Source organism: Pectobacterium betavasculorum (assembly GCF_000749845.1).
GTDB classification, from domain to species: Bacteria; Pseudomonadota; Gammaproteobacteria; order Enterobacterales; family Enterobacteriaceae; genus Pectobacterium; species Pectobacterium betavasculorum.
Map to the genome: position 1 here is coordinate 776240 of NZ_JQHM01000001.1, position 22098 is coordinate 798337.

19 protein-coding genes, 1 tRNA gene and 1 pseudogene are annotated in these 22098 nt (G+C 48.9%); 11 read left to right on the forward strand and 10 right to left on the reverse strand.

Translation table 11 applies throughout. The annotated features are described in order from the left end of the window. The first annotated feature begins 305 nt into the window (after window positions 1–305). Both rmf and KP22_RS03445 read left to right on the forward strand, forming a co-directional pair. Window positions 306–473 (forward strand): ribosome modulation factor, encoded by a 168-nt coding sequence (gene rmf / locus KP22_RS21465; RefSeq protein ID WP_010276992.1) that lies wholly within the window; start codon window positions 306–308, stop codon window positions 471–473. Between the two features lie 422 nt (window positions 474–895). Beyond that, a complete protein-coding gene (locus KP22_RS03445) occupies window positions 896–2455 on the forward strand; it encodes a methyl-accepting chemotaxis protein (RefSeq protein WP_039300509.1) in 1560 nt (519 codons plus the stop codon). A gap of 275 nt (window positions 2456–2730) precedes the next feature. Here the strand turns inward: KP22_RS03445 and KP22_RS03450 are convergent. Continuing rightward, window positions 2731–2820, reverse strand: a tRNA-Ser gene (locus KP22_RS03450). Window positions 2821–3096: 276 nt separating this feature from the next. On the opposite strand from KP22_RS03450, the gene KP22_RS03455 reads away from it, so the two are divergent. Continuing rightward, window positions 3097–3834 carry a phosphatase gene (locus KP22_RS03455; RefSeq protein WP_039300506.1) on the forward strand — a complete coding sequence of 246 codons (738 nt, stop codon included), beginning with the start codon at window positions 3097–3099 and terminating at the stop codon, window positions 3832–3834. Between the two features lie 62 nt (window positions 3835–3896). After that, window positions 3897–4478, forward strand: a complete 582-nt coding sequence (locus tag KP22_RS03460; RefSeq protein ID WP_039322391.1) for a TorD/DmsD family molecular chaperone — start codon at window positions 3897–3899, stop codon at window positions 4476–4478. Window positions 4479–4551: 73 nt separating this feature from the next. Here KP22_RS03460 and KP22_RS03465 read toward each other — a convergent pair whose 3' ends face one another. The 3 genes from KP22_RS03465 to mdtH form a co-directional block, all read right to left on the reverse strand. Then, window positions 4552–5118 carry a lipoprotein gene (locus KP22_RS03465; protein WP_039322394.1) on the reverse strand — a complete coding sequence of 189 codons (567 nt, stop codon included), beginning with the start codon at window positions 5116–5118 and terminating at the stop codon, window positions 4552–4554. A gap of 185 nt (window positions 5119–5303) precedes the next feature. Beyond that, window positions 5304–5951 (reverse strand): glutaredoxin 2, encoded by a 648-nt coding sequence (gene grxB / locus KP22_RS03470; RefSeq protein WP_039300500.1) that lies wholly within the window; start codon window positions 5949–5951, stop codon window positions 5304–5306. A gap of 162 nt (window positions 5952–6113) precedes the next feature. Then, window positions 6114–7319, reverse strand: coding sequence for a multidrug efflux MFS transporter MdtH (gene mdtH, locus KP22_RS03475; RefSeq protein WP_039300497.1), 1206 nt, complete (start codon window positions 7317–7319; stop codon window positions 6114–6116). A 314-nt stretch (window positions 7320–7633) separates the two neighbouring features. On the opposite strand from mdtH, the gene rimJ reads away from it, so the two are divergent. From rimJ to murJ, 4 genes and pseudogenes are all read left to right on the forward strand, one after another. After that, window positions 7634–8218: a ribosomal protein S5-alanine N-acetyltransferase gene (rimJ, locus tag KP22_RS03480; protein ID WP_039300494.1), complete on the forward strand. Its 585-nt coding sequence runs from the start codon at window positions 7634–7636 to the stop codon at window positions 8216–8218. Between the two features lie 9 nt (window positions 8219–8227). Next, window positions 8228–8872: a YceH family protein gene (locus KP22_RS03485; RefSeq protein WP_039322400.1), complete on the forward strand. Its 645-nt coding sequence runs from the start codon at window positions 8228–8230 to the stop codon at window positions 8870–8872. Window positions 8873–8901: 29 nt separating this feature from the next. Continuing rightward, window positions 8902–9039 (forward strand): annotated as a pseudogene (locus KP22_RS22605) (gfo/Idh/MocA family oxidoreductase); the annotation flags it as partial. Between the two features lie 254 nt (window positions 9040–9293). Continuing rightward, window positions 9294–10829: a murein biosynthesis integral membrane protein MurJ gene (murJ, locus tag KP22_RS03495; RefSeq protein WP_039300485.1), complete on the forward strand. Its 1536-nt coding sequence runs from the start codon at window positions 9294–9296 to the stop codon at window positions 10827–10829. A gap of 164 nt (window positions 10830–10993) precedes the next feature. Here the strand turns inward: murJ and argS are convergent, their stop codons facing one another. Beyond that, a complete protein-coding gene (argS, locus tag KP22_RS03500) occupies window positions 10994–12724 on the reverse strand; it encodes an arginine--tRNA ligase (protein ID WP_039300482.1) in 1731 nt (576 codons plus the stop codon). 650 nt (window positions 12725–13374) lie between these two features. Here argS and KP22_RS03505 point away from each other — a divergent pair. After that, complete coding sequence (locus tag KP22_RS03505) at window positions 13375–13923, forward strand: VOC family protein (protein ID WP_039322403.1); 549 nt, start codon at window positions 13375–13377, stop codon at window positions 13921–13923. Between the two features lie 284 nt (window positions 13924–14207). Further along, window positions 14208–14966 (forward strand): copper homeostasis protein CutC, encoded by a 759-nt coding sequence (cutC, locus tag KP22_RS03510; RefSeq protein WP_039300475.1) that lies wholly within the window; start codon window positions 14208–14210, stop codon window positions 14964–14966. A gap of 157 nt (window positions 14967–15123) precedes the next feature. Here the strand turns inward: cutC and cmoB are convergent, their stop codons facing one another. The 5 genes from cmoB to KP22_RS03535 all read right to left on the reverse strand — a co-directional run bounded on the left by cmoB (window position 15124) and on the right by KP22_RS03535 (window position 19761). After that, window positions 15124–16110, reverse strand: a complete 987-nt coding sequence (cmoB, locus tag KP22_RS03515) for a tRNA 5-methoxyuridine(34)/uridine 5-oxyacetic acid(34) synthase CmoB (RefSeq protein ID WP_039322407.1) — start codon at window positions 16108–16110, stop codon at window positions 15124–15126. Further along, on the reverse strand, window positions 16107–16850 hold the full coding sequence (cmoA, locus tag KP22_RS03520) for a carboxy-S-adenosyl-L-methionine synthase CmoA (protein WP_039300471.1): 744 nt from the start codon (window positions 16848–16850) through the stop codon (window positions 16107–16109). The genes cmoB and cmoA overlap by 4 nt, the downstream gene beginning before the upstream one ends. Window positions 16851–17084: 234 nt before the next feature. Continuing rightward, on the reverse strand, window positions 17085–17480 hold the full coding sequence (locus KP22_RS03525; RefSeq protein WP_039300469.1) for an MAPEG family protein: 396 nt from the start codon (window positions 17478–17480) through the stop codon (window positions 17085–17087). A gap of 154 nt (window positions 17481–17634) precedes the next feature. Next, a complete protein-coding gene (locus KP22_RS03530) occupies window positions 17635–18447 on the reverse strand; it encodes a DUF72 domain-containing protein (protein WP_081926220.1) in 813 nt (270 codons plus the stop codon). A 96-nt stretch (window positions 18448–18543) separates the two neighbouring features. Continuing rightward, window positions 18544–19761 (reverse strand): EAL and HDOD domain-containing protein, encoded by a 1218-nt coding sequence (locus tag KP22_RS03535; RefSeq protein ID WP_039322413.1) that lies wholly within the window; start codon window positions 19759–19761, stop codon window positions 18544–18546. Between the two features lie 540 nt (window positions 19762–20301). Between KP22_RS03535 and aspS the strand changes: the two genes are divergently transcribed. After that, entirely contained in the window at window positions 20302–22098 is a 1797-nt protein-coding gene (gene aspS, locus KP22_RS03540) for an aspartate--tRNA ligase (RefSeq protein ID WP_039322416.1), read from the forward strand.

A 22098-nucleotide genomic window follows, 5' to 3' on the forward strand; every position in this document is an offset into this window, starting at 1 on the left:
GTTTAGTATTACCTGATGTGGTTTGGCAGAAATGCCGACGTTTAAGATCACGTTGCTAAAAATCTGACCTCTAAAGATGTAATGCAGTGACTGCATTGCACTTTTAGAGGTTTTTTATTGTTTTCAATTGGTTAGGTTTTTTCATGCCGTGGTGGGGAAAATTCCTATTTTTGATCACAAATATGACACTGGCGTGAATTTTGCGCCTTGACCTTTGGCGGCAGAATCGGTATTGATAGTCTGTGATTGCTTGTAAAGTAATCATTGTTTTCTTTCCACCAGATAAATAATGAGGGAAATAAGGCATGAAGAGACAGAAACGCGATCGCCTTGAACGGGCTCATTCACGTGGTTATCAAGCTGGTATTGTCGGTAGACCAAAGGAATTTTGTCCTTATCAATCAATTAATGCCCGGTCTTACTGGTTGGGAGGCTGGCGAAAAGCCATGGAGGACAGGGCTGTTACCGCTTAGCGCGCCTTGTCATTAGAGGGAATGCCTCCGCTTTTGCGGAGGCTTTTGTTTTCAAGGGTGAATGTTTTTAGGGGCCAAATGCCCTGATCCTACTTTTCTCTGTTCAACCGACACAGAGCTCAACGACAGATACGATCAACAAACACGATTAACAAATGCATGTGCCTCGGATAGCGATTCGAGGCTTTGTTATTTCTGTAATCTCATTTACGTATTTATTTCGATTCCGACCATTTATGGCCATTTCCTCGTCGTTATTGCGCATTGTTGCCTTTAAATTGAGCGAATAGGATGATTGTTCATTATTTATTGTTAAAAAATCTATCATTACTACCTGAATGGTATGGCTCAAGCTGGCAATGTAGTGTAATTTTTTTATTCGGAATTTTCTGAAAGAGTTAGAGAGTAGAGAGAAGAATATAGTGAAATTACGAACCAGAATTGCACTGCTATGCGGTACGACCTTGCTAGGGATGCTAATTTTATCTGCGGTAGCACTGAACACACTCTATAACGCGATGATGAGTGAACGCACCGGCCAGCTTTCTACGCTGGTTGAACTGGCTCATTCGGCGGCGCAGAAAGCGTACGAGTTGGAGAAAAGTGGCCAACTGTCGCGCGACGAAGCAGAGAAAGAGGCCAGACGCACGATCGGGAGTTTCCATCAGGGCGATCGCTATTTCTTCGTGCGTGGCTATACGAATGACGTGAACTATGTGCACCCTAATCCTAAGCGTATTGGTATCGTCGATGCGAATGGTGGTAAAGAAGCTGGAGAACGCTACCGAGCTTCGCTTCAAGGCAATACGATTGGTACCGTGATTGCGGAAGGGACGCGTCCAGGGCAGCAAAATAAGGTTGAGAAGCTTTACGCCGTTATTAAATTCGAGCCTTGGGACTGGACAATTGGCTATGGTGATTACATTGACGATATTCAGCAGACGTTCTGGCGCAATGCGCTGATCTTACTGTCTTTAGGACTGGTTCTGCTGTTAATTATTTCTGCGTTTGCATGGAATATGTTGCGCACGCTGATGCGCCAGCTTGGCGGAGAACCGCAATACGCCGTTGATGTTGTACGCGAAATCGCGGAAGGCAATTTACGTGTTGAGGTTGAAACGACGCCGGGCGATCAAACCAGTATTCTTTACGCTATCCGTGCGATGCGCGATAACCTGTCGCATTTGGTTAATCAGGTCCGCAGCAGTACTAACTCGATTGCTACGGCTTCGACGCAGATCGCATCGGGTAACGGCGATTTGTCTGCCCGTACTGAATCGCAGGCCAGCGCATTAGAGCAGACAGCATCGGCGATGGAACAGCTAACCGCAGCGGTGAAACAGAATGCGGATAACGCCCGCTATGCAAATGAACTCGCGGTGTCGGCATCGGACGTAGCGGTGCGCGGCGGTGACGTTGTGAGTCGGGTCGTCGTGACGATGGATTCCATCAGTTCATCATCTCGCAAAATTGTAGATATTATCGGTGTTATCGATAGCATTGCTTTCCAGACGAACATCCTGGCGCTGAATGCGGCGGTGGAGGCTGCGCGTGCTGGTGAACAAGGGCGTGGCTTCGCCGTGGTCGCGAGTGAGGTGCGCACGTTGGCACAGCGTTCGGCATCCGCTGCCAAGGAAATCAAAGGTTTGATTGATGACTCTGTTGCCAAGGTTGGAGAAGGCACGGATTTCGTGAAGCAGGCTGGCGATACGATGAATGAAGTGGTTGAAAGCGTGCATCGCGTAACGTCTATGATGGGTGAGATCAGCATCGCGAGTGCAGAACAACGCTCGGGCATTGAACAGGTTAACCTCGCGATATCGCAGATGGATCAGAGTACCGAGCAGAACGCGGCATTGGTTGAAGAAGCACTGGCTGCGGCACACTCGCTGAATGAACAGGCTCAAGAACTGTCACGTACCGTTGAACAGTTCCGCGTCGATGAGTCGGCGGGCAGCTATCTGGCGCTAGATGCAAGATAGCTGGAGAAAAAAGGCAGAGTTCTGGGGTCTGATCGGACTCTGCCGATATTTTTCACCTGCTCCATCACCCTAAAAGAAAACGCCCCTGACTTGCGTCAGGTGGATGAGTATACTGGGATTGACTCGCGGCGTCCTGCCGCTCGCCCTTCGGGCCGCCGTTGGCGCTCCAAAACGCCAGTCCTGTCGTTTTGTCGAACCCTGTCAAAGCTTCTCATCCGTTCCATCACCCTAAAAGAAAACGCCCTTAACTTGCGTCAAGGGCGTTTTCTTTTATATGGCGGTGAGGAAGGGATTCGAACCCTTGATACGTTTTCACGTATACACACTTTCCAGGCGTGCTCCTTCAGCCTCTCGGACACCTCACCGTGGCCTCGCTGTCTGTCTTGCCAGCGGACGGCGCTAATGTAGGTAAATTGCCGAACAGCGTCAACAAACTTCTGCATCACTCGCGTTCAATTAGCTAAAGTTAACGCAATTTGTTGCTTTGCTCACCATTTTGCTCTCGCCTTGGTTCATTCCCTGCATTGAGCTGAAGCGTAATGTTTCATTTTTGTTAGCCATGTGTTGTTGATTCGCTCGCTGGCTGCGGAATATCCCTGGAAATGGTATGCTGACTTGCAAACATTGACTCAGGAGAACCTATGTATCCCGTCGATTTACATATGCACACCGTTGCCAGTACCCACGCTTACAGTACCTTGCATGATTACATCGCTGAAGCACAGCAGAAGAATATCCGCCTGTTTGCTATTACCGATCATGGCCCGGATATGGCGGATGCGCCGCATTACTGGCATTTTATGAATATGAGGGTTTGGCCGCGTCTGGTTGATGGCGTCGGTATCCTGCGCGGTATCGAAGCGAATATCAAAAACATCGACGGTGATATCGATTGCACTGGCCCCATGTTGGATCAGGTCGATGTGATTATTGCAGGCTTTCACGAGCCGGTTTTTCCACCGCAGGATAAAGAAATACATACTGCGGCGATGATCGCGACCATGGCGCGTGGGGATGCACATATCATTAGCCACCCCGGTAATCCCAAGTTTCCCGTCGATATCCGCGCGATTGCTGAAGCTGCGGCGGAATACAACGTTGCACTGGAGCTGAATAACTCCTCTTTTATGCATTCACGCAAAGGAAGTGAACCAAACTGTCGAGCGATTGCTGAAGCTGTTCGTGACGCCGGTGGGCTACTTTCTTTAGGTTCTGATTCCCATATTGCGTTTTCTCTGGGAGACTTTACTCACTGTGAACGTATTTTGCGGGATGTGAATTTCCCACAAGATCGGGTATTAAACGTAAGCCCTCGGCGCGTGTTGGATTTCCTCGAACAGCGTGGAATGCCTGCTATCGCTGAACTTGCTGATTTGTGACCGCGTCACTTAAAGATATTGTCACTTGAAAACATCACCCCTTAAAAATAAATAGGTAATGAATGAACGAGTTTTCTATTGTGTGCCGTCTATTGGGTACGCTGTTTTATCGCCAGCCGCAGGATCCTTTGCTGACACCGCTGTTCACGCTGATTAAAGAAGGGAAATTGGCGCAGCACTGGCCGTTGGATCAGGATGCTTTGCTAGCCCGTTTGCAAAAGGGGCTGGATTTATCCGCGATGGCTGCGGATTATCAGGCGCTTTTTGATAGTGAGAATGGCTCAGTTTCGCCGCTGCGTTCGTCCTATGAAAACGATGCTGATGACGCAGAAATCCGTACCTTTCTGCAACAGCGCGGCATGCCATTCAATGACGGTGCAGTCGGTCATTTTGGTAGTTTGCTGCTCGCGGCGTCATGGCTGGAAGATCAGGCACAACAAGACGAAACGGCTGCGCAGATTACCCTGTTCGATGAATATCTATTACCGTGGAGCGATCGTTTCCTCGGGAAAGTAGAAAGTCACGCCACTACGGCATTTTACCGCACACTGGCGATAGTGTGTCGCGAAGCCCTGGAAGCCATGCGAGATGAACTGGGTGAGAGCGAAGAGGATGACGAAGACGAGTCTGAAGCCGAAGAGTAATACGCCAGGCCTGCTATGCCGATAGTGAACAAAGCCGATAGCAAACATTGTGTATGCTATCGGCGAGTGAGCGTTAGTCAGTAAACAGGATAACAATCTGGCCGGGTTTGATTTCTATGCCTTTTGCCATTTTCTTCGCCATTGATTCTGTTGTGCTCTTATCGGCATTCAACACATAAGCGGGTTTTTGGTCAAAATAGCTTTTCAGTGATTGATTGAGGTAAGGGCTTAGTGTTTTCATTACCGTCTGCATTTTTTCCGGCTGTACGGTGTAATCAACCAGTTCCATATCTTTCAGATAAATCGCCCCCTGAGCTTTATCAAAGACTGGCTGTGCTTTCAGCGTAAGTTTCATATCAGCAGCCTGATTGCCCAACAGGGACGAAATATCGACCTTCGCATTGCCTGCGAGTGTGATTTTACCGGGTTCTGCACGGCCAATCTGACTGGAGAGTTCGGTCAACACGATATTCGCATCGACTACGCCGGGTACGCCTAGCTGTTTCTGATAATCATTGTGCTTTTGCAGGTACTCATTCACTTCCTGCTCACTGAGCGTGTATTGCGTAAGTTTATTGCAGCCGCTGAGTGTAAAGGCCAGTAGCACTGCGGCTACTGCCATCCATCCTGATTTTTTCATTATTTTGACCTCTTAATACTCGTTGTTACGCGCACAATTTATCTATCTGGCGGTCTATTCATGCGAAAAATCACCATGATTTCGCTTGGGCAGCGTGCGCCTGATGCCCAGGGTAAACAATAGGATAGCACCGAAATGGCCGATAACGCCGCTTCAAAACGAAGCGGCGGAGTACAACTGAGCGGTTAGATTGCCAGACTGCTGAGTAGCGTTACCTGAGTTTGCTTCGCCATATTATCCCGATAGTCTGCAACACGAGAAGGCGGCGTAATGCCTGCAACGATAGACAAAGAACGGAGTAACGGGAAGAGCTCGATGTCATCTGTTGATAGCACACCGTTACAGGCATTCGGCTGAACAATCAGCGGATCAAGAGCCTGTAAGTCATTGTTCAGTTTCTTAATCAGCCCCTGAGAATGGCTTAGATGGTCAGCAAAATTGCCTAGCTGAGCTTCCTTCTTATTCACAAAATATTGCCGTGCGGAAGCGGAGGCAAACTCTTCAAAGGCCGCCTGAGCAAAGCGGGGGATAATCAGACGTGGCGTGTATTCGGTAACTTTACGTAGCCAGGTAGCGATTGCTGGATTGGTTGACCCTGTCAGCAGCGGCTTGCGGTCGTAATTATCGATGAAATGAACGATGTCCATGCTTTCTGGCATGTAGCTGCCGTCATCTTTTTGCAGAATGGGCACCATCTTTTGGCCAATCAGTCGCTCTGGCGTTGCAGCGTCATCGTTCGCCAATATTTGCAGTTCGACAGGGAGATTTTTCAGACCAAAGATCATGCGCGCTTTAACGCAGTAGGGACAGTGATCGTAAATGTAGAGCTTCATACGTCGTCTCCTAAATTACAAGGTATAGACAAAGGCCGCGGTACGGCCACGAAAGGTTAATCGAGTGTGCGAGAGGGCTCGCGAGGAAACAATTGTTTGAATGTATTAGGAAAGTATAGAAGGGCTTTACCGACGAGATCAAACTCGTCGGTAAAATTTAGACTAATGACCACCCAGCATCGCAGGTTCGATGCGGCGTTGATTGAACTGCCAATACAGCGCGGCTAACGTCAGGAACCCGATGGTACCGAGCATGAACCACGGCAGTTCCGGCTGATTCAATGCGTGTCCGGTATCAAATAACCAGCCGCCGCCGCTGTAGCCAATCGCCCCACCGAGTGCCAGCCCAAGTCGGCTGAAGCCCATATAGCTGCCTCTGGCTCTGGAATCTGCCAGCGAGGCGCTCAACGTTTCACGTGCAGGCTCAGCGATAATCGAACCTATGTAAAACAGGCTGATAAGCATCAGCAGCGGCTGAAGCTCTGTCGCCATCCCAATTGGAAACATGCTGACGGACATGATAAAAAGCCCTGCCATCAGGCGCTGTTCCAATCGGAAATGTTTCTCGCTCCAGCGGGCGATAGGATAAAGCAGCGTCAGCGATAGCGCCGCCTCAATGGCGTACATCCATTTCACCGCAGACGGCGTTCCGGCGATTTCGTTGACCATAATGGGTAGCATTAACAAAACCTGAACGGCCAGCATGTAGTAGCCCGTCAGTGTCAATACGTACATCAGGAAACGGCGGTCGCGAATCACGCGCGTCAGCCCTTCCATAATTGGCGTTCGTACCGTCGAAATCCGGTAGGCTGGTAACAGCCAGGCATTAAGCCCTGCTACAAGTACGAAAATGACCGCGCCAACCCAGCAGACAATCTCGAAATCGTACTGAAGCAGCCAACTGCCGAGCAGGGCACCAATAACGGCACCGGCGCTGTCCTGCATCATCAGCAGGGAATAGAAACGTCCACGTTCTTGTGGGCGGATCAGCTTGATCACCAGCGCGGTACGTGGTGGATCAAATAGCGTACCACCCAACCCGGACAATGCGCAGGACAACCAAAGCAGCCAGGGTTCATCGGCAATCGCCATGAAAACAAAACCGGAGGCACGCAGCAGCATCCCAGTGATGATCATCGGCTTGGCGCCAAAACGGTCAGCAATAGCGCCGCCAAAAATACCCAGACCTTGCTGAATAAATTGACGCAATCCCAATGCGATACCGACTAATAAGGCGGCCCAGCCGAGTTGATCGACAAAACGAATGGAAATAAGGGGGAAAACGACGAAGAACCCTAAAACCACCAGCATATTATCGAGTAATAAAAAATATTTACCCAAGCTCCGAGCTTGCGACATCAGAGGCATGTTTCACCACAACGAAGAAAGGAAGAAAATAACCGACGTGACTATTTTGTACTCTAATTCGACTTTGGTATAGCCTATTGTTGGATAATATTTTTTTATCGATTTAACGTTATCCGAGTATCATTTCAGCGAGAAAAAATGGCTTTCATGATTCAACTGCGCAATAACTCGGCGACGAGGATTTTACGTCTCTGAATTTATGTGGTTATAGTAAGGATTATCGGGAATACCGATATTTTCTGCTTGTGTGAAATAGTCACTTTTTCAGCGCCGATGAATTTTACTTATCGATAACATGGAGAGTAGGGGGAAAAATGTTTGGCTATCGTTCAACGCCAGCAAGAGTGCAATTGACAACTGATAGGCTGGTGGTGCGTCTGGCGCACGAACGCGATGCATGGCGTCTGGCTGAATACTATTCTGAAAACCGTGATTTCCTTAAACCGTGGGAACCCGTCAGAGACGCGAGCCATTGCTATCCATCAGGCTGGCAGGCGCGACTTAGCGTGATTAACGATATGCATAAGCAAGGCAGTGCTTATTACTTCCTCCTGTTGGATCCGGATGAAAACGAAGTGTGTGGCGTGGCGAATTTCAGCAACGTGCTGCGGGGATCGTTCCATGCCTGCTATCTGGGTTACTCTCTCGGTCAGAAATGGCAGGGGAAAGGGCTGATGTACGAAGCCTTGCAGCCAGCATTACGCTATATGCAGCGTCAGCAGCATATGCATCGCATCATGGCTAACTATATGCCGCATAACCAGCGCAGTGGAAATTTATTGACGCGTTTGGGGTTTGAACGAGAAGGCTATGCAAAGGATTATCTGCTCATTGATGGCAAATGGCAGGATCATGTATTAACCGCGCTGACCAACGCCGAGTGGAAGTCTCCGCGTTAAGGAAAAATGATGAAATACCAATTGGATGCTCGTGAAGCTCGTGTAATCGGCTGCATGCTGGAAAAACAGATCACTACGCCGGATCAATACCCTATGTCGTTAAACGGCATCACTACGGCTTGCAACCAGAAAACCAACCGTGAACCAGTGATGGAACTGAGCGAAAGTGAGGTACAGCAAACGTTGGATTTGCTCGTGAAGAAGCATTTCCTGCACACGCTCAGCGGCTTTGGTAACCGCGTTGTGAAGTACGAACATCGTTTTTGCAATTCTGAATTTGGTGACCTGAAGCTCTCTCCGGCGGAAGTAGCGCTGGTGACGACGCTTCTGCTACGTGGCCCACAAACGCCGGGTGAATTACGAACCCGTGCTGCTCGCTTGTATCAATTTTCAGATGTTGGAGAAGCTGAATCTACTCTTGAACAATTGCAACAGCGTGGCGATGGCCCATTTGTTGTGCGACTCTCTCGGGAGGCGGGCAAACGGGAAAGCCGCTACCGGCACCTTTTCAGCGGTGAGGCTAGCGATGCTGTGGTTCCTGAAGAAGAAAGAGAAAGCGAAAACGAAAACTCAAATCCGCTGGTTGAGCGAGTTGAGGCGTTAGAAAAAGAGGTCGCTGAACTCAAACGTCAGCTTGCTGCGCTGTTAGCGTAGTAGAATCTGTATCAGGGAGAAAATCAGCCATGAAACCTCAGTTTTCATCTGCGGAAAACGTTGTAGAACCTACCGTGTCCATCCAACGCCCTCGTATCGGTGTCGTTGGATTGGGATCTATCGCGCAGAAAGCCTATTTGCCCATTCTTAGTCAGGCTGAACGTTGGGACGCGGATTTGTCGGTGCTGTGCATCATTTCATGGCAGCGATTGAACAACGGAAACCAGCAGAAACATCAGGTAACCAGGCGTTACTGTCCCTGTGTATGATTGAAAATTGCTGGGAAAAAGCTGAAAAGTTCAGCGGTTATAACAATGCCCGGTAGCTATTACACGTGCAATGCGTAGACTAGTCGCACCTCGCAATCAGGATGACCCCAACGGGTTAATAATCGCGCCTGAAACGTTCAGAATATAATCAGATGAATTTACTTAAATCACTGGCTGCCGTCAGTTCCATGACCATGTTGTCGCGCGTTTTAGGATTTGTGCGCGATGCTATCGTCGCCCGTATTTTTGGTGCAGGTATGGCGACAGATGCTTTCTTTGTCGCGTTCAAACTGCCCAATCTTCTCCGGCGTATTTTCGCAGAAGGCGCATTTTCACAGGCTTTTGTGCCTATTTTGGCCGAATATAAAAGCCAGCAGGGCGAGGAGGCTACGCGAACATTCCTCGCTTATGTTTCCGGTATGCTGACGCTGATTCTGGCATTGGTCACCGTGGCGGGGATGGTTGCGGCTCCTTGGGTCATAATGGTCACTGCTCCCGGTTTTGCCGCGACGCCGGAGCGTTTTGAGCTGACCTCGAATCTATTGAGAGTGACGTTTCCCTATATCCTACTAATCTCACTGACCTCAATGGTGGGGTCGGTGCTAAACACCTGGAACCGTTTTTCGGTGCCAGCCTTTGCACCGACGTTGCTTAACGTCAGCATGATTGGCTTCTCGCTGTTTGCCGCACCGTATTTTAATCCTCCAGTGATGGCGCTAGCGTGGGCGGTATTGGTGGGGGGAGTACTGCAACTTGGCTATCAGCTACCGCATCTGAAAAAGATTGGTATGCTGGTGTTGCCGCGCCTGAAATGGCGTGATCCGAGCGTCTGGCGGGTCATGAAGCTGATGGGGCCCGCGGTTTTAGGTGTCTCGGTGAGCCAGATTTCGCTGATCATCAATACTATTTTTGCGTCCTTCCTCAGCGAAGGGGCGGTGTCATGGATGTATTACGCTGACCGTTTGATGGAGTTTCCTTCCGGTGTTCTCGGCGTGGCATTAGGGACGATCCTACTGCCGTCGCTGGCGAAGAGTTTTGCCAGTGGTAATAATGACGAATACTCCCGCCTGATGGATTGGGGGCTCCGCCTGTGTTTCCTGCTGGCGCTGCCGAGTGCGGTTGCATTAGGCATCTTGGCTCAACCGTTAACGGTGTCGCTATTCCAGTACGGTAAATTTAGCGCCTTTGACGCGCTGATGACCCAACGAGCGCTGATTGCTTACTCGGTTGGGTTGATGGGATTGATTGTCGTTAAAGTGTTAGTTCCTGGCTTTTATTCCCGGCAGGATATCAAGACGCCGGTAAAAATAGCGATAGTCACGCTGATCCTGACGCAAATTATGAACCTGATCTTTATCGGACCGTTGCAACATGCGGGTCTGGCGTTGTCCATTGGTCTGGCATCCTGCCTGAATGCAGGACTGCTGTATTGGCAACTGCGTAAACAAGATATTTTCCAACCACAGCCGGGTTGGATTGGTTTTCTGGTTCGCCTGCTGGTTGCGGTTGTCGTGATGTCGCTGGTTTTACTGGGTATATTGTGGTGGATGCCTGCATGGGATGACGGCACTATGACGATGCGAATCCTGCGCTTGCTGCTGGTGGTCGTCGCAGGCGCGGGTGCCTATTTTGCCACGCTGGCGCTGTTAGGATTCCGTCCCCGAGATTTCGCCCGTCGTAGCGTGTAACAACGTTGTTGAATAAAAAAACGTCTGGAACGTTTTTCAACGTTGCGTAGCAACGGCCCGCAGGGTGACGGACAAGGATGTCCGTCATAAAAAAACGCCATTGGTGGCAGCACCAATGGCGTTTTTGTTGTCAATCGACGAATAGGTTTTCAGTCGATGGAGAATTACATCTTCTCGACGGTTTCGATGCCCAGCGTATCCAGACCTTGCTTCAACGTTTTCGCAGTCAGCAGCGCCAGTCTCAGGCGGCTCTGGCGCACATCGTCACTTTCGGCATTGAGAATCGGGCAGTGCTCGTAAAAACCAGAGAACAGGCCTGCCAGATCGTACAGGTAGCTGCACATCACATGCGGTGTGCCTTCGCGCGCGACGGCGGTGATGGTTTCTTCAAATTGCAGCAGACGCGTAGCAAGCGCCAGTTCGCGCTCATCAGTTAGCATAATCGGCTGCGTTAAGCTGTCTTCCTGTATTCCGGCACGCTTGAAAATAGATGCAACGCGGGTGTAGGCGTATTGCATATACGGTGCGGTGTTGCCTTCAAACGCCAGCATGTTGTCCCAATCAAAAACGTAGTCCGTGGTACGGCTCTTCGACAGGTCAGCGTATTTAATCGCGCCGATAGAAACCACTTTCGCCAACGTAGCTAACTCGTCGCTTTCCATCTGTGGATTTTTCTCGGCGATGAGTTTCAGTGCACGCTCGTAGGCTTCATCCAACAGTTCAGACAGTTTGATTGTTCCGCCAGCACGTGTTTTGAATGGTTTACCGTCTTTGCCCAGCATCATGCCGAACATATGGTGTTCCAGGCTGACAGAATCAGGCACGTAACCCGCTTTACGCACGATGGTCCAGGCCTGCATCAAATGTTGGTGCTGACGAGAGTCGATGTAGTAAAGCACGCGATCGGCGTTCAGCGTTTCATAACGGTATTTGGCACAGGCGATATCTGTTGTGGTGTAGAGATAGCCGCCATCCTTTTTCTGGATGATGACGCCCATCGGTTCGCCTTCCTTATTTTTGTACTCATCAAGGAAAACGACCGTTGCACCTTCACTTTCTACCGCCAGACCTTTTGCCTTCAGGTCGGCAACGATACCCGGCAGCATGTTGTTATACAGGCTTTCACCCATGACATCCTGTTTGGTCAGCGTGACATTAAGGCGTTCATAGTTGATCTGGTTCTGCGTCATGGTGATATCGACGAGTTTGCGCCACATCTGGCGGCAATATTCATCGCCACCCTGTAATTTCACCACATAACCGCGGGCCCGCTCGGCGAAGTCGGCATCTTCGTCATAGTGTTTCTTTGCTTCACGATAAAACGCTTCAAGATCGGACAGGTCCATCTCGTTGGCGCTTTCGTTTTGCATTTTTTCAAGGTACGCAATCAGCATGCCGAACTGCGTACCCCAATCGCCAACGTGGTTAGCGCGAATAATATGGTGACCTAAAAACTCCAGCGTACGGGCTGCGGCATCCCCAATAATGGTTGAGCGCAGGTGGCCGACATGCATTTCCTTTGCGACGTTGGGAGCGGAGTAGTCAATCACGATAGTTTGTGGTGCAACTGGCGTTAAACCCAGTTTTGGTGCATTCAGAGCATTCTCAACCTGGTTCGCAACCCATTGCTTATCGAGAAAAATATTAATAAATCCCGGGCCTGCGATTTCTGTTTTTTCCGCAATACCTTCCAGTGCTAAAAGCTGGACGACTTTTTCAGCCAATTGTCGCGGCGGCATGCTCAGTTTTTTTGCCACGGCCATGACGCCATTGGCCTGATAATCACCAAACTGTGCTTTTGCTGACTGACGAACCTGAGCTTCGCTGTCTGCTGGCGCGCCCGCGGCGGTTAACGCCTGGCTGACTTTTTCGGAGAGAAGAGCCTGAATATTCACCGGTTTACCTTAAATAAAAAATTATGCCTTGCTTATACCATATTTGCCTTTCCTCGTCAGCAGACAGGGGGAGGCAAAGAGATGTTCAGGCGAAAAAACACCCGCAGGGTAGGAGATAAAAAGGGGCGATGATATGAAAAATAGATTAGGAGAGCACGAAAAGGAAAAGGCAATTTTAGGTATAATAAAAATAAATCAAATCGCGATGTTAACGTTTTTTTGACCGACTATTTGCACCAATTCTATGTGAGTTTCTGGTTTTAAAATGACGAAAAATAGCGTACGCCGCAATAGCGATAAGCGCGATGGATATAATGAGTAAAACCATGATGATATCTCAGCGTTATTATTTATTTCCTCAATTTATACGTTTTCTTTTCGGCGTTCAATGGGTCGAATCTGATTTAAGATTCCTCCCAGAATAAGTTGCAAGACGTATCGCAGATTAACGTCGGGTAAAAAGGTTTACGTTTATTAACCAAACTGTGTTGTTGGCCTTTCTTTACATTTAATGCGTTTCACGTAACGAAGGTGTAAATAAATGTACATAGGGAAAAATAGAATTTAATTAGAATGTGTTATGAGTGTGATATTGTCACCGCGACAATGGTTATTAATAAAGTGATATGCCGCAAGGAGTTTTACCCGATATGTTACCCAATGATTTAATAACGGATTTAGCGCGTTTTGAGCAAGAGTTACTGGCATTAGCTGGTGTGCTACAGCTTGATTTGGGCACCTTTCATGCTGATCATATCTCACTGCGTTGCCATCAGAATACGACGGCCGAATTATGGAAAGCGGCGTTACTAAAGGCTGGCAGTCTTTTGTCTGAAAAGCAAATCAATGGTCGTCCAATCTGTCTATTTATACTGGATAATGCAATATCCGTCGGCCCCTGGCAGATGACTTGTATCGAGCTGCCGTGGCCAGGGAAAAAGCATTATCTGCACGAAGGATGGGAACATGTAGAACTAGTGCTGTCTGGTGATGCGGAAACGCTGCACCAGCGTGCGCTGGCCTGTTTGTCTGATGAGGCACTGCGAACGCCAGGCATCAAGCTCAAATTCAGTTCTCCGCAAGGAGAAAAAGAGCGCATTCCTAATCCGACGCTGGCAGTAACCAATGGAAAAGTGACAATAAAGTTTCATCCATTTGATATACGCGACGTTGTTGCGAGCGAAATGTCGTCGCAATGAATATAGTGGATAATTTTCACGCAGAGTAATCAGAAAGATAACATTGTTTGAAGGGTAAAATCGTGCGTCACGTTATTCGTGTTAAATTTCTTTGCGCTGGAAAAGATTAATAAAATTGTGGTTTATGTCATGTTTATTTCGGGACTGTATTGCGTTCATTGTGACTCCCGTCTCCTCACGATATGAATGTGAATGCCATAGTTATTACTTTAATCGGCGTAATGATTCGTCGATTTTTCGATAATTAAGAAAAGTAGTCTGGGAGTTTACATGGAGGAGCAGCGATGACGAAACTGGAAGTATGCTGTTATAGCGTTGATTGTGCGATAACAGCAGCGCAGTCTGGGGCTGACAGAATTGAACTCTGTGCAGGGCAACGAGAAGGCGGATTAACGCCATCCTATGGTGCGCTGCGCGGTGCGCGCGAAAAGGTCGCGATTCCTGTTCATCCGATTGTGCGTCCAAGAGGGGGCGATTTTTGCTACAGCCCGACGGAGTTTGCTGCTATCAAATACGACATTGAGCAGATTCGTGAGATGGGATTCCCCGGTGTCGTTGTCGGCGTACTCAATGAGGAAGGGCACATTGACTTGCCCAAAATGCGCGAAATCATGGCGGTGGCTCAAGGGATGGCAGTGACCTTTCACCGCGCGTTTGATATGTGCCTGAACCCTTACATTGCGCTGGGGCAACTCACTGACCTTGGCGTAGCGCGCATATTAACCTCAGGGCAACAGCAAACGGCGGAAAATGGATTACGGTTATTACGTGAACTAACACAGGCCAGTCGCGGTCCAATTATTATGGCGGGTTCCGGTGTGCGGTTAACTAACGTGCACAAATTTCAGCAAGCCGGTATCCGGGAACTGCATAGTTCCGCAGGCCAGTGGACGCCATCCCCTATGCGTTATCGCAAAATCGGCGTGTCGATGTGTTCTGAGACGGAACTAGATGAATTTAGCCAGTATTGCGTGGATGGTGATGTAGTGGAAGCCATGAAACGAACGGTCAGTCCGGATCGTAAAATGCAGTATGTATCGTAGTGTAAGGTGTTACATGATGCAGCGGTTGATAGATCGCATATGCTAGATATGCCACATTGTTATTATTAAATTTTGCCGCGCCGCATACCATCAGGTTTGCATGGCAAGTACCAAGCCCCAGTGTGTTGCTGGGGCTTTTTTTGTCCAGCGCAGTAATTTAGGGTTGGTAGACCCCAGGTTTACGTGCAACCAACACCGCTCGTACCGGTGCGGGGTAACCTTCCACCGTTTTCGTTGGATCATCAGGGTCGAGGAATTCTGCCAGCGACTCGGTGATCATCCAATCTGTCCTGCGCTGTTCCTGCATTGTAGTTGTGCAGATATCAACGACGCGGACATCAACGAATCCGCATTTCTCAAGCCATGTCGTTAAAGCCGCAGCAGACGGAATGAAATAGACATTGCGCATTTGCGCGTAGCGTTCTCCCGGGACCAGCACCTGATTTTCATCACCTTCAATGACCAGTGTTTCGAGCACTAATTCACCACCTGCAACCAACTGATTTTTCAATTGCCACAGGTGATCGAGCGGGGAGCGACGATGGTATAGCACACCCATGGAAAATACGGTGTCGAACGCAGCCAGTTCGGGGAGTTGCTCAATGCCAAGTGGCAGAACGTGTGCACGCTGGTCGTCGCCGAGTAGCTTACGCACGGCTTCAAACTGACATAGGAACAGTTGCATGGGGTCGATGCCAACCGCCATCGTGGCACCTGCACCTACCATCCGCCACAGGTGATAGCCGCTGCCGCACCCTACATCCAAAATCAGGCGATTCTTCAGTGGGCTGATGTGCGGCAGAACGCGCTGCCATTTCCAATCTGAACGCCATTCCGTGTTGATATCCACGCCGTAAAGCGAAAAGGGGCCTTTGCGCCAGGGCATCAGATTACGTAGCAGCTTTTCAATCCCTTCGCGCTGACCGACGGAAATATCGGGCTCCATGCGCGCCGTGACGCTGTCGTTCAAATCCAGAGAGGTTGGCGTCAGCGACGGGAGATGTTCTAGCGAGTTAAACCAGAGTTTGAATTTACCGTGCAGGGATTCTTGTTGCCAACTGCTGAGCTGTGAAGGCAGCGTGTTAAGCCAGTGGCTGAGCGGACTCTTTGCGATTTGCTGATAAAAATTGCCGAAATCGATCACGCTTTTTCCTCTGCTTTCACGGCTAATAACGAACCAAAATTAAAACACTGAAACCAGATCTCGCTGTGCTCAAAACCGGCATCTGCCAGTCGAGCTTTATGGGTTTCTACCGAGTCGGTCAGCATGACGTTTTCCAGCATGCTACGCTTCTGACTGATTTCCAGCTCGCTGTAGCCATTTGCCCGTTTAAAATCGAGATGCATGTTGAACAGCAATTCGCCGACGTCTTTGTCCGCAAAATTGAATTTCTCAGAGAGCACCAGCACGCCGCCGGGATTCAATCCTTGATAAATACGCTCGATAAGCACTTGACGTTGGGAAGGCTCCAGAAACTGAAGAGTAAAGTTCAGCACAACCATGGAAGCATTCTTGATATCAATGTTCAGAATATTCGCTTCTATAATTTCGACAGGCGTTTCGGAGCGAAAAGCATCAATGTGGCTACGGCAGCGTTTTACCATCGCCGGAGAATTGTCTACCGCGATAATTTTGCAGCCCGGCACATGGATATTGCGTCGCATAGACAGCGTGGCCGCACCTAGCGAACATCCCAGATCGTAGACGTGGCTATCCGGACGGACGAACCGTTCTGCCAGCATGCCAATCATTGAGATAATGTTGGAATAGCCGGGCACGGAACGTTGGATCATATCGGGAAATACGTCGGCAACGCGTTCGTCGAATGTCCAGTCGCCTAAATTGGCAATTGGCACAGAAAAAAGCATATCGCGGTTTGGCATGGCGGAAAGTGTACTGAGAGTAATAAAGAGGCGCACATTCTAGCAGAATACGCCATACCCGTCATACTTCAAGTGCATGTGCGTTGCTCAAAACGCTGATGTTTTGTCCTGAAACGCGAACTATTTAGGGTATCTAGCCTTCACTTTTCACATTGTTTGGGCACGGATTTTGGTTCCCGGACGCATAATGTTTGTGCGCCCGAGAGAGGCTGGTATCGTTTTTGTCTCACGCCATCAATACAACGTAAAAACCAGATCCCAGGGAAGATAATAGAGGTTTGCTGCAATCATCAGGATGAGTGAGGCATAAGTTGTCGACATACCTGATCGCCGCCAGCGGAATTCGCGATGCCGAAGGCCGTAATAGTGAGCTAAACGCCCGGTAATCAATAGAATGCCGCAAAAATGGATCATGATGATAAGGGCGCCATTCATTTCCATCAGTACCAGTAGAATCGCCGCAATTGGAATATATTCCACTGCATTGCCATGTACGCGGATCGCCGTTTGCAATTCATAAAATCCGCCGTCGCCGTAGGCCACGCGATACTGCATTCTCAGTTTCACAACATCAATAGACAGCTTTATCAACAAGATTGCGCCGAGCACGATATAGAGCGCACTTACCATTTTTTACTCCGTGACCTAACCGAAAACGGCTTGCAGAATGATAGCTTTACCTAACGCAACTGTCGCCTGTAAAGGCTGATTTTTTTAGCGGAAATGGGTTACGTTATAAAACTGTTTATAACTAAATGAACTAACACACCTTATATCTTGTGGATCAGAAAAGTGTCGCCTGCTGCGGCCAATCTGGCGGGGACGGCAGTGTCGGGTCGATCTCGGCGAGTAATGGCCAAAGCTGTTGAGCTAACGGTGGGGCATCACCGATATCTGGTGTGTGAATAAAGAAGAAAGGATTTGCCTGAGGCCATTGTGGCAATTTGTTACGCCATGACTCGAACCAACGCAAATTTTCTTCCAGAGTTTCACTGCCGATAAAGCGGATTAGCGGCTGTGTAGCCGTTAGCACAGCGTGTACCGGAACGCGAGGTTTCTTCCGTTGGGCTTCACGCATGGCAGGACTGTCTGGCGCGGCGTGATGAACCGGACGGCTATCGAGAATCACGCGATTGATACCGCGCTGCTGTAATCCCTGATTCAGCGCTCGTTCCTCATCGCCCTTAGCAAAAAATAGCGGGTGACGCACTTCCACTCCGTAGCTAAATCCTCGAGGCAAGGTGTCAAGAAAGCGCCACAGAACGGATAATTGTGCTGGCCCGAAGGTCGCGGGAAGCTGTAGCCATAGCTGTCCGATTCGATGTCCAATCGGTTCAAGGCATTGATAAAACAGGCCAACATCGCTATCGCAGTTTTGCAGGGCGGCTTTATGGCTGATCGTTGAGGGAAACTTGAAGCAAAAACGAAAATCATCATGCGTCATGTCACGCCAGCGCTCGACAACCTCGCGTGAAGGCAACGCATAAAAAGTCGTGTTACCTTCGACACAGGTAAAGTAGCGGCTGTAGTCGGCGAGATCGTTTAACCCCAACCGACTCCATGCGGGGTGCTGCCATTGTGGTAATCCGATGTACATCATCGCACCATAACTTCATTGAGATTGAGCTTCACTAGGGTGGTGTCGATTATCGCGTAATTGTCAGGACCGCGCGAGTGAGCCGAGAGGAATCGTTTATAAAACCTCATCTGCCCACTGTGTTGCTTCCATTATCATGGTAAAAAATTTTTCTTCACCGATACCCACCTGAGCTAAAAGGTCTTCAAGCTCTTCCCATTCTTGTTGTTCATATTTAGCGATTAACTTGAGATAAATCGCCAGTTCGCCAGTATGTTCTAATAAGCCTTGGTTAATTTTTTCCGATAGGGATATTTGTGAGAGTAACAGCGGCATCGGTGAGTCTAATACAGCGTCTATCAGCGACAATAATCCGCAGAGAAATGCTTCGGTGGTATCTTTCTTCACATTAAAAGAGGCATATAGTAATTCGAAAAATCTGGCGCGAATGAGACTGGTGCGGTAAAGCTCGCTGGGTTTATTCTCATTACTGTTGGTGATACAAATTAATGATACAAAACGTTTAAGCTCGCGTTGTCCAAGCAACATCGCCATAGCGCGGAAAGACATCGTGGCTGAGGTAATTCCGAAGCGAGTGTTGTATTTGATATTAGTGATATGGCGCATCAATTTGTAATAAAGCGACAGATCGGCACAGACCAATTCTTCGATCGTGGCGTAGTTGATCTCAGGTTTATTGACTTCTCTCAGTAGTCTGATGGTATTGCTGGAATTATTGACCAACTTTTTCGACTTAATCATTTCAGGTCGACTGAAAAAATACCCCTGAAACAGCGAGATACCTATTTTTTTACTTTGCAGGTATTGCTCGTGTGTTTCTACTTTTTCGGCCAGATAAATTAACTTACGCTGTGTGTTGCTCTTAATGAAATTTTCAATGTCACTAAAACCCGACAGAGACAAATCGAATTTGATGATATCAATGAAAGGCAAAAACCGATCCCATTCTGACTTCATCGAAAAATCATCGAGTGCAATTCTGAAGCCCTTTCTTTTTAATTTTTTTACGGCGGCAAATAATTCATTGTCGGGAGGAGAATTTTCAAGAATCTCTATAACGACTTTTTCCTGCGGTAACACTTCAGCCTGGCCGTTGATCAGCATCTGATAGGGAAAATTAATATAGTAAGGTTGTTCAACGACGGATTTCGTCAATGGGTTGGTTAAGAACTGATCGGAAATAAGCTGTGCGGTGGCAAATTCAGGGCTGACGTCAGGGAATTTATTCGTGACGTCCATGCGAAAAAGTAACTCGTAGGCAACGGTTTGGCGATGTTGATTTAAAATGGGTTGACGGGCAACAAATGAATACATACTTGTTCTCCATGTAAACCATACGCATTAGCCAATAAAGGGAAAGCGTTTTTTATTAAAATTTTTATAAAAATAAGCAGTTACTTAGTAATTTTAGCAGGTTTTATTAAAAGAAGGTCAGTTTCCACAAATCCTCATGCTGTACGTGTTGGCATACCCGTGCTGTCGGGCGGATGAATCTTCAGAGGATTTGCCTACTGATATGCCGTTTTTCTGACGGTTTTTCAGCTCATCATATTCAGGCGACTCGGTTTGTCTCTGACGTTTAGTTTTGCAACAACTCCGCCGCGATTAGTGAACATTCTGTTAACCGAGAAGGAAATTTCGTAAAAAGAGTAGGCGGCGACGTCGCAGAGCGTTACCTTCATGCTTATCGTTCGGGCGAATATCCTTTATAATAGCCGCCTTTTTTCATCAGACAGTAACCCAGAAAAACCATGCCGTGCAGCGAAAATGCCACTGTTTTTGCGTTGTGATCTACCGTGAAAAGTAATCCACCGTGAAACGTGTGAGCTGGCGGATGAGTAAAAGGACATCGTGATGCGTACTAATTATTGCGGGCAGTTGAATTCGTCCCATGTGGGCCAGGAAGTGACATTGTGCGGTTGGGTTAACCGCCGCCGCGATCTGGGTGGTTTGATTTTTATTGATATGCGTGACCGAGAAGGGCTGGTTCAGGTGTTTTTTGACCCTGACCGTCAGGATGCATTTAAACTGGCATTCGAGTTGCGTAACGAGTTCTGCATCCAACTTACCGGTGTAGTCCGCGCCCGACCAGAAAGCCAAATCAACAAAGATATGGCGACGGGTGAAGTCGAGATTTTTGCCAACGCTCTGACGATAGTTAACCGTTCTGAAGCGTTGCCGTTGGATTCCAACCAAATCAATACTGAAGAAGCGCGTCTTAAATACCGCTATCTGGATTTGCGTCGTCCTGAAATGGCGCAGCGCCTGAAAACGCGTGCACGTATCACCAGTTTTGTACGCCGCTTTATGGATGACCATGGCTTCATGGACATCGAAACGCCGATGTTGACGAAAGCGACGCCAGAAGGCGCGCGCGACTATTTGGTGCCAAGCCGCGTACATAAAGGCAAGTTTTATGCGCTGCCGCAGTCCCCACAGCTGTTCAAACAGCTGCTGATGATGTCTGGATTTGACCGCTACTACCAGATCGTCAAATGCTTCCGTGACGAAGACTTGCGTGCCGACAGACAGCCTGAGTTTACCCAAATCGATGTAGAAACCTCGTTCATGACCGCGCCTCAGGTGCGTGAAGTGATGGAGCAACTGGTGCGTGAACTGTGGCTGGACGTGAAAGGTGTCGATCTGGGCGATTTCCCAGTCATGACGTTCGCGGAAGCGATGCGCCGTTTCGGTTCCGACAAGCCCGATTTGCGTAACCCGCTGGAACTGGTTGACGTTGCCGATCTGGTTAAAGACATCGAATTTAAAGTGTTCTCTGGTCCGGCAAATGATGCCAAAGGCCGCGTTGCGGCGATCCGCGTACCGGGTGGCGCACAACTGAGTCGTAAGCAGATTGATGAATACGGCAAATTTATTGAAATCTATGGCGCAAAAGGTCTGGCTTATATCAAGGTCAACGAGCGTGCCAAAGGGCTGGAAGGCGTTCAAAGTCCGGTAGCAAAATTCCTGAGTGAAGAGGTTCTGTCTGCCGTGTTGGATCGCACTACCGCACAAGATGGCGACATCCTGTTCTTTGGCGCGGACAGCGCGAAAGTGGTAACCGATGCGTTGGGTGCGCTTCGTCTCAAGCTGGGGCGCGATCTGAGCCTGACGAAAGACAATAGCTGGGAACCGCTATGGGTTGTCGATTTCCCTATGTTTGAGGAAGATGGCGAAGGCGGGTTGGCTGCAATGCACCACCCGTTTACCGCACCGCGTGACATGCTGCCTTCTGAACTGGCTGCTAATCCGGTTTCGGCGATCGCCAACGCTTACGACATGGTCATTAACGGTTATGAAGTAGGTGGCGGTTCTGTGCGTATTCACAGCGGTGAGATGCAACAAACCGTATTCAGCATTTTAGGCATCACCGAGCAAGAGCAGCGTGAGAAATTTGGCTTCCTGCTGGACGCGCTGAAATATGGTACACCGCCGCACGCGGGTCTGGCGTTTGGTCTTGACCGTCTGGTAATGCTGTTGACGGGCACTGATAACATTCGTGACGTTATCGCTTTCCCGAAAACGACGGCAGCAGCGTGTCTGATGACGGAAGCGCCAAGCTTCGCCAATCCAGCCTCGCTGCAAGAGCTTGCCATTGCGGTTGTTGTGAAAGGGAAAGTGGCTCAGGATGGAAAATCCGAGAACGAATAA

Excerpts from the sequence above, each read along its gene's own strand:
- rmf (WP_010276992.1), top strand. The coding sequence starts at position 306 with ATGAAGAGACAGAAACGCGATCGCCTTGAACGGGCTCATTCACGTGGT.
- mdtH (WP_039300497.1), bottom strand. The coding sequence starts at position 7,319 with ATGCCTCTGATGTCGCAAGCTCGGAGCTTGGGTAAATATTTTTTATTA.
- KP22_RS03530 (WP_081926220.1), bottom strand. The coding sequence starts at position 18,447 with ATGTACATCGGATTACCACAATGGCAGCACCCCGCATGGAGTCGGTTG.
- KP22_RS03465 (WP_039322394.1), bottom strand. The coding sequence starts at position 5,118 with ATGAAAAAATCAGGATGGATGGCAGTAGCCGCAGTGCTACTGGCCTTT.
- KP22_RS03505 (WP_039322403.1), top strand. The coding sequence starts at position 13,375 with ATGTTACCCAATGATTTAATAACGGATTTAGCGCGTTTTGAGCAAGAG.
- cmoA (WP_039300471.1), bottom strand. The coding sequence starts at position 16,850 with ATGCCAAACCGCGATATGCTTTTTTCTGTGCCAATTGCCAATTTAGGC.
- murJ (WP_039300485.1), top strand. The coding sequence starts at position 9,294 with ATGAATTTACTTAAATCACTGGCTGCCGTCAGTTCCATGACCATGTTG.
- aspS (WP_039322416.1), top strand. The coding sequence starts at position 20,302 with ATGCGTACTAATTATTGCGGGCAGTTGAATTCGTCCCATGTGGGCCAG.
- KP22_RS03455 (WP_039300506.1), top strand. The coding sequence starts at position 3,097 with ATGTATCCCGTCGATTTACATATGCACACCGTTGCCAGTACCCACGCT.
- KP22_RS03460 (WP_039322391.1), top strand. The coding sequence starts at position 3,897 with ATGAACGAGTTTTCTATTGTGTGCCGTCTATTGGGTACGCTGTTTTAT.
- grxB (WP_039300500.1), bottom strand. The coding sequence starts at position 5,951 with ATGAAGCTCTACATTTACGATCACTGTCCCTACTGCGTTAAAGCGCGC.
- rimJ (WP_039300494.1), top strand. The coding sequence starts at position 7,634 with ATGTTTGGCTATCGTTCAACGCCAGCAAGAGTGCAATTGACAACTGAT.
- cutC (WP_039300475.1), top strand. The coding sequence starts at position 14,208 with ATGACGAAACTGGAAGTATGCTGTTATAGCGTTGATTGTGCGATAACA.
- KP22_RS03485 (WP_039322400.1), top strand. The coding sequence starts at position 8,228 with ATGAAATACCAATTGGATGCTCGTGAAGCTCGTGTAATCGGCTGCATG.
- KP22_RS03535 (WP_039322413.1), bottom strand. The coding sequence starts at position 19,761 with ATGTATTCATTTGTTGCCCGTCAACCCATTTTAAATCAACATCGCCAA.
- KP22_RS03525 (WP_039300469.1), bottom strand. The coding sequence starts at position 17,480 with ATGGTAAGTGCGCTCTATATCGTGCTCGGCGCAATCTTGTTGATAAAG.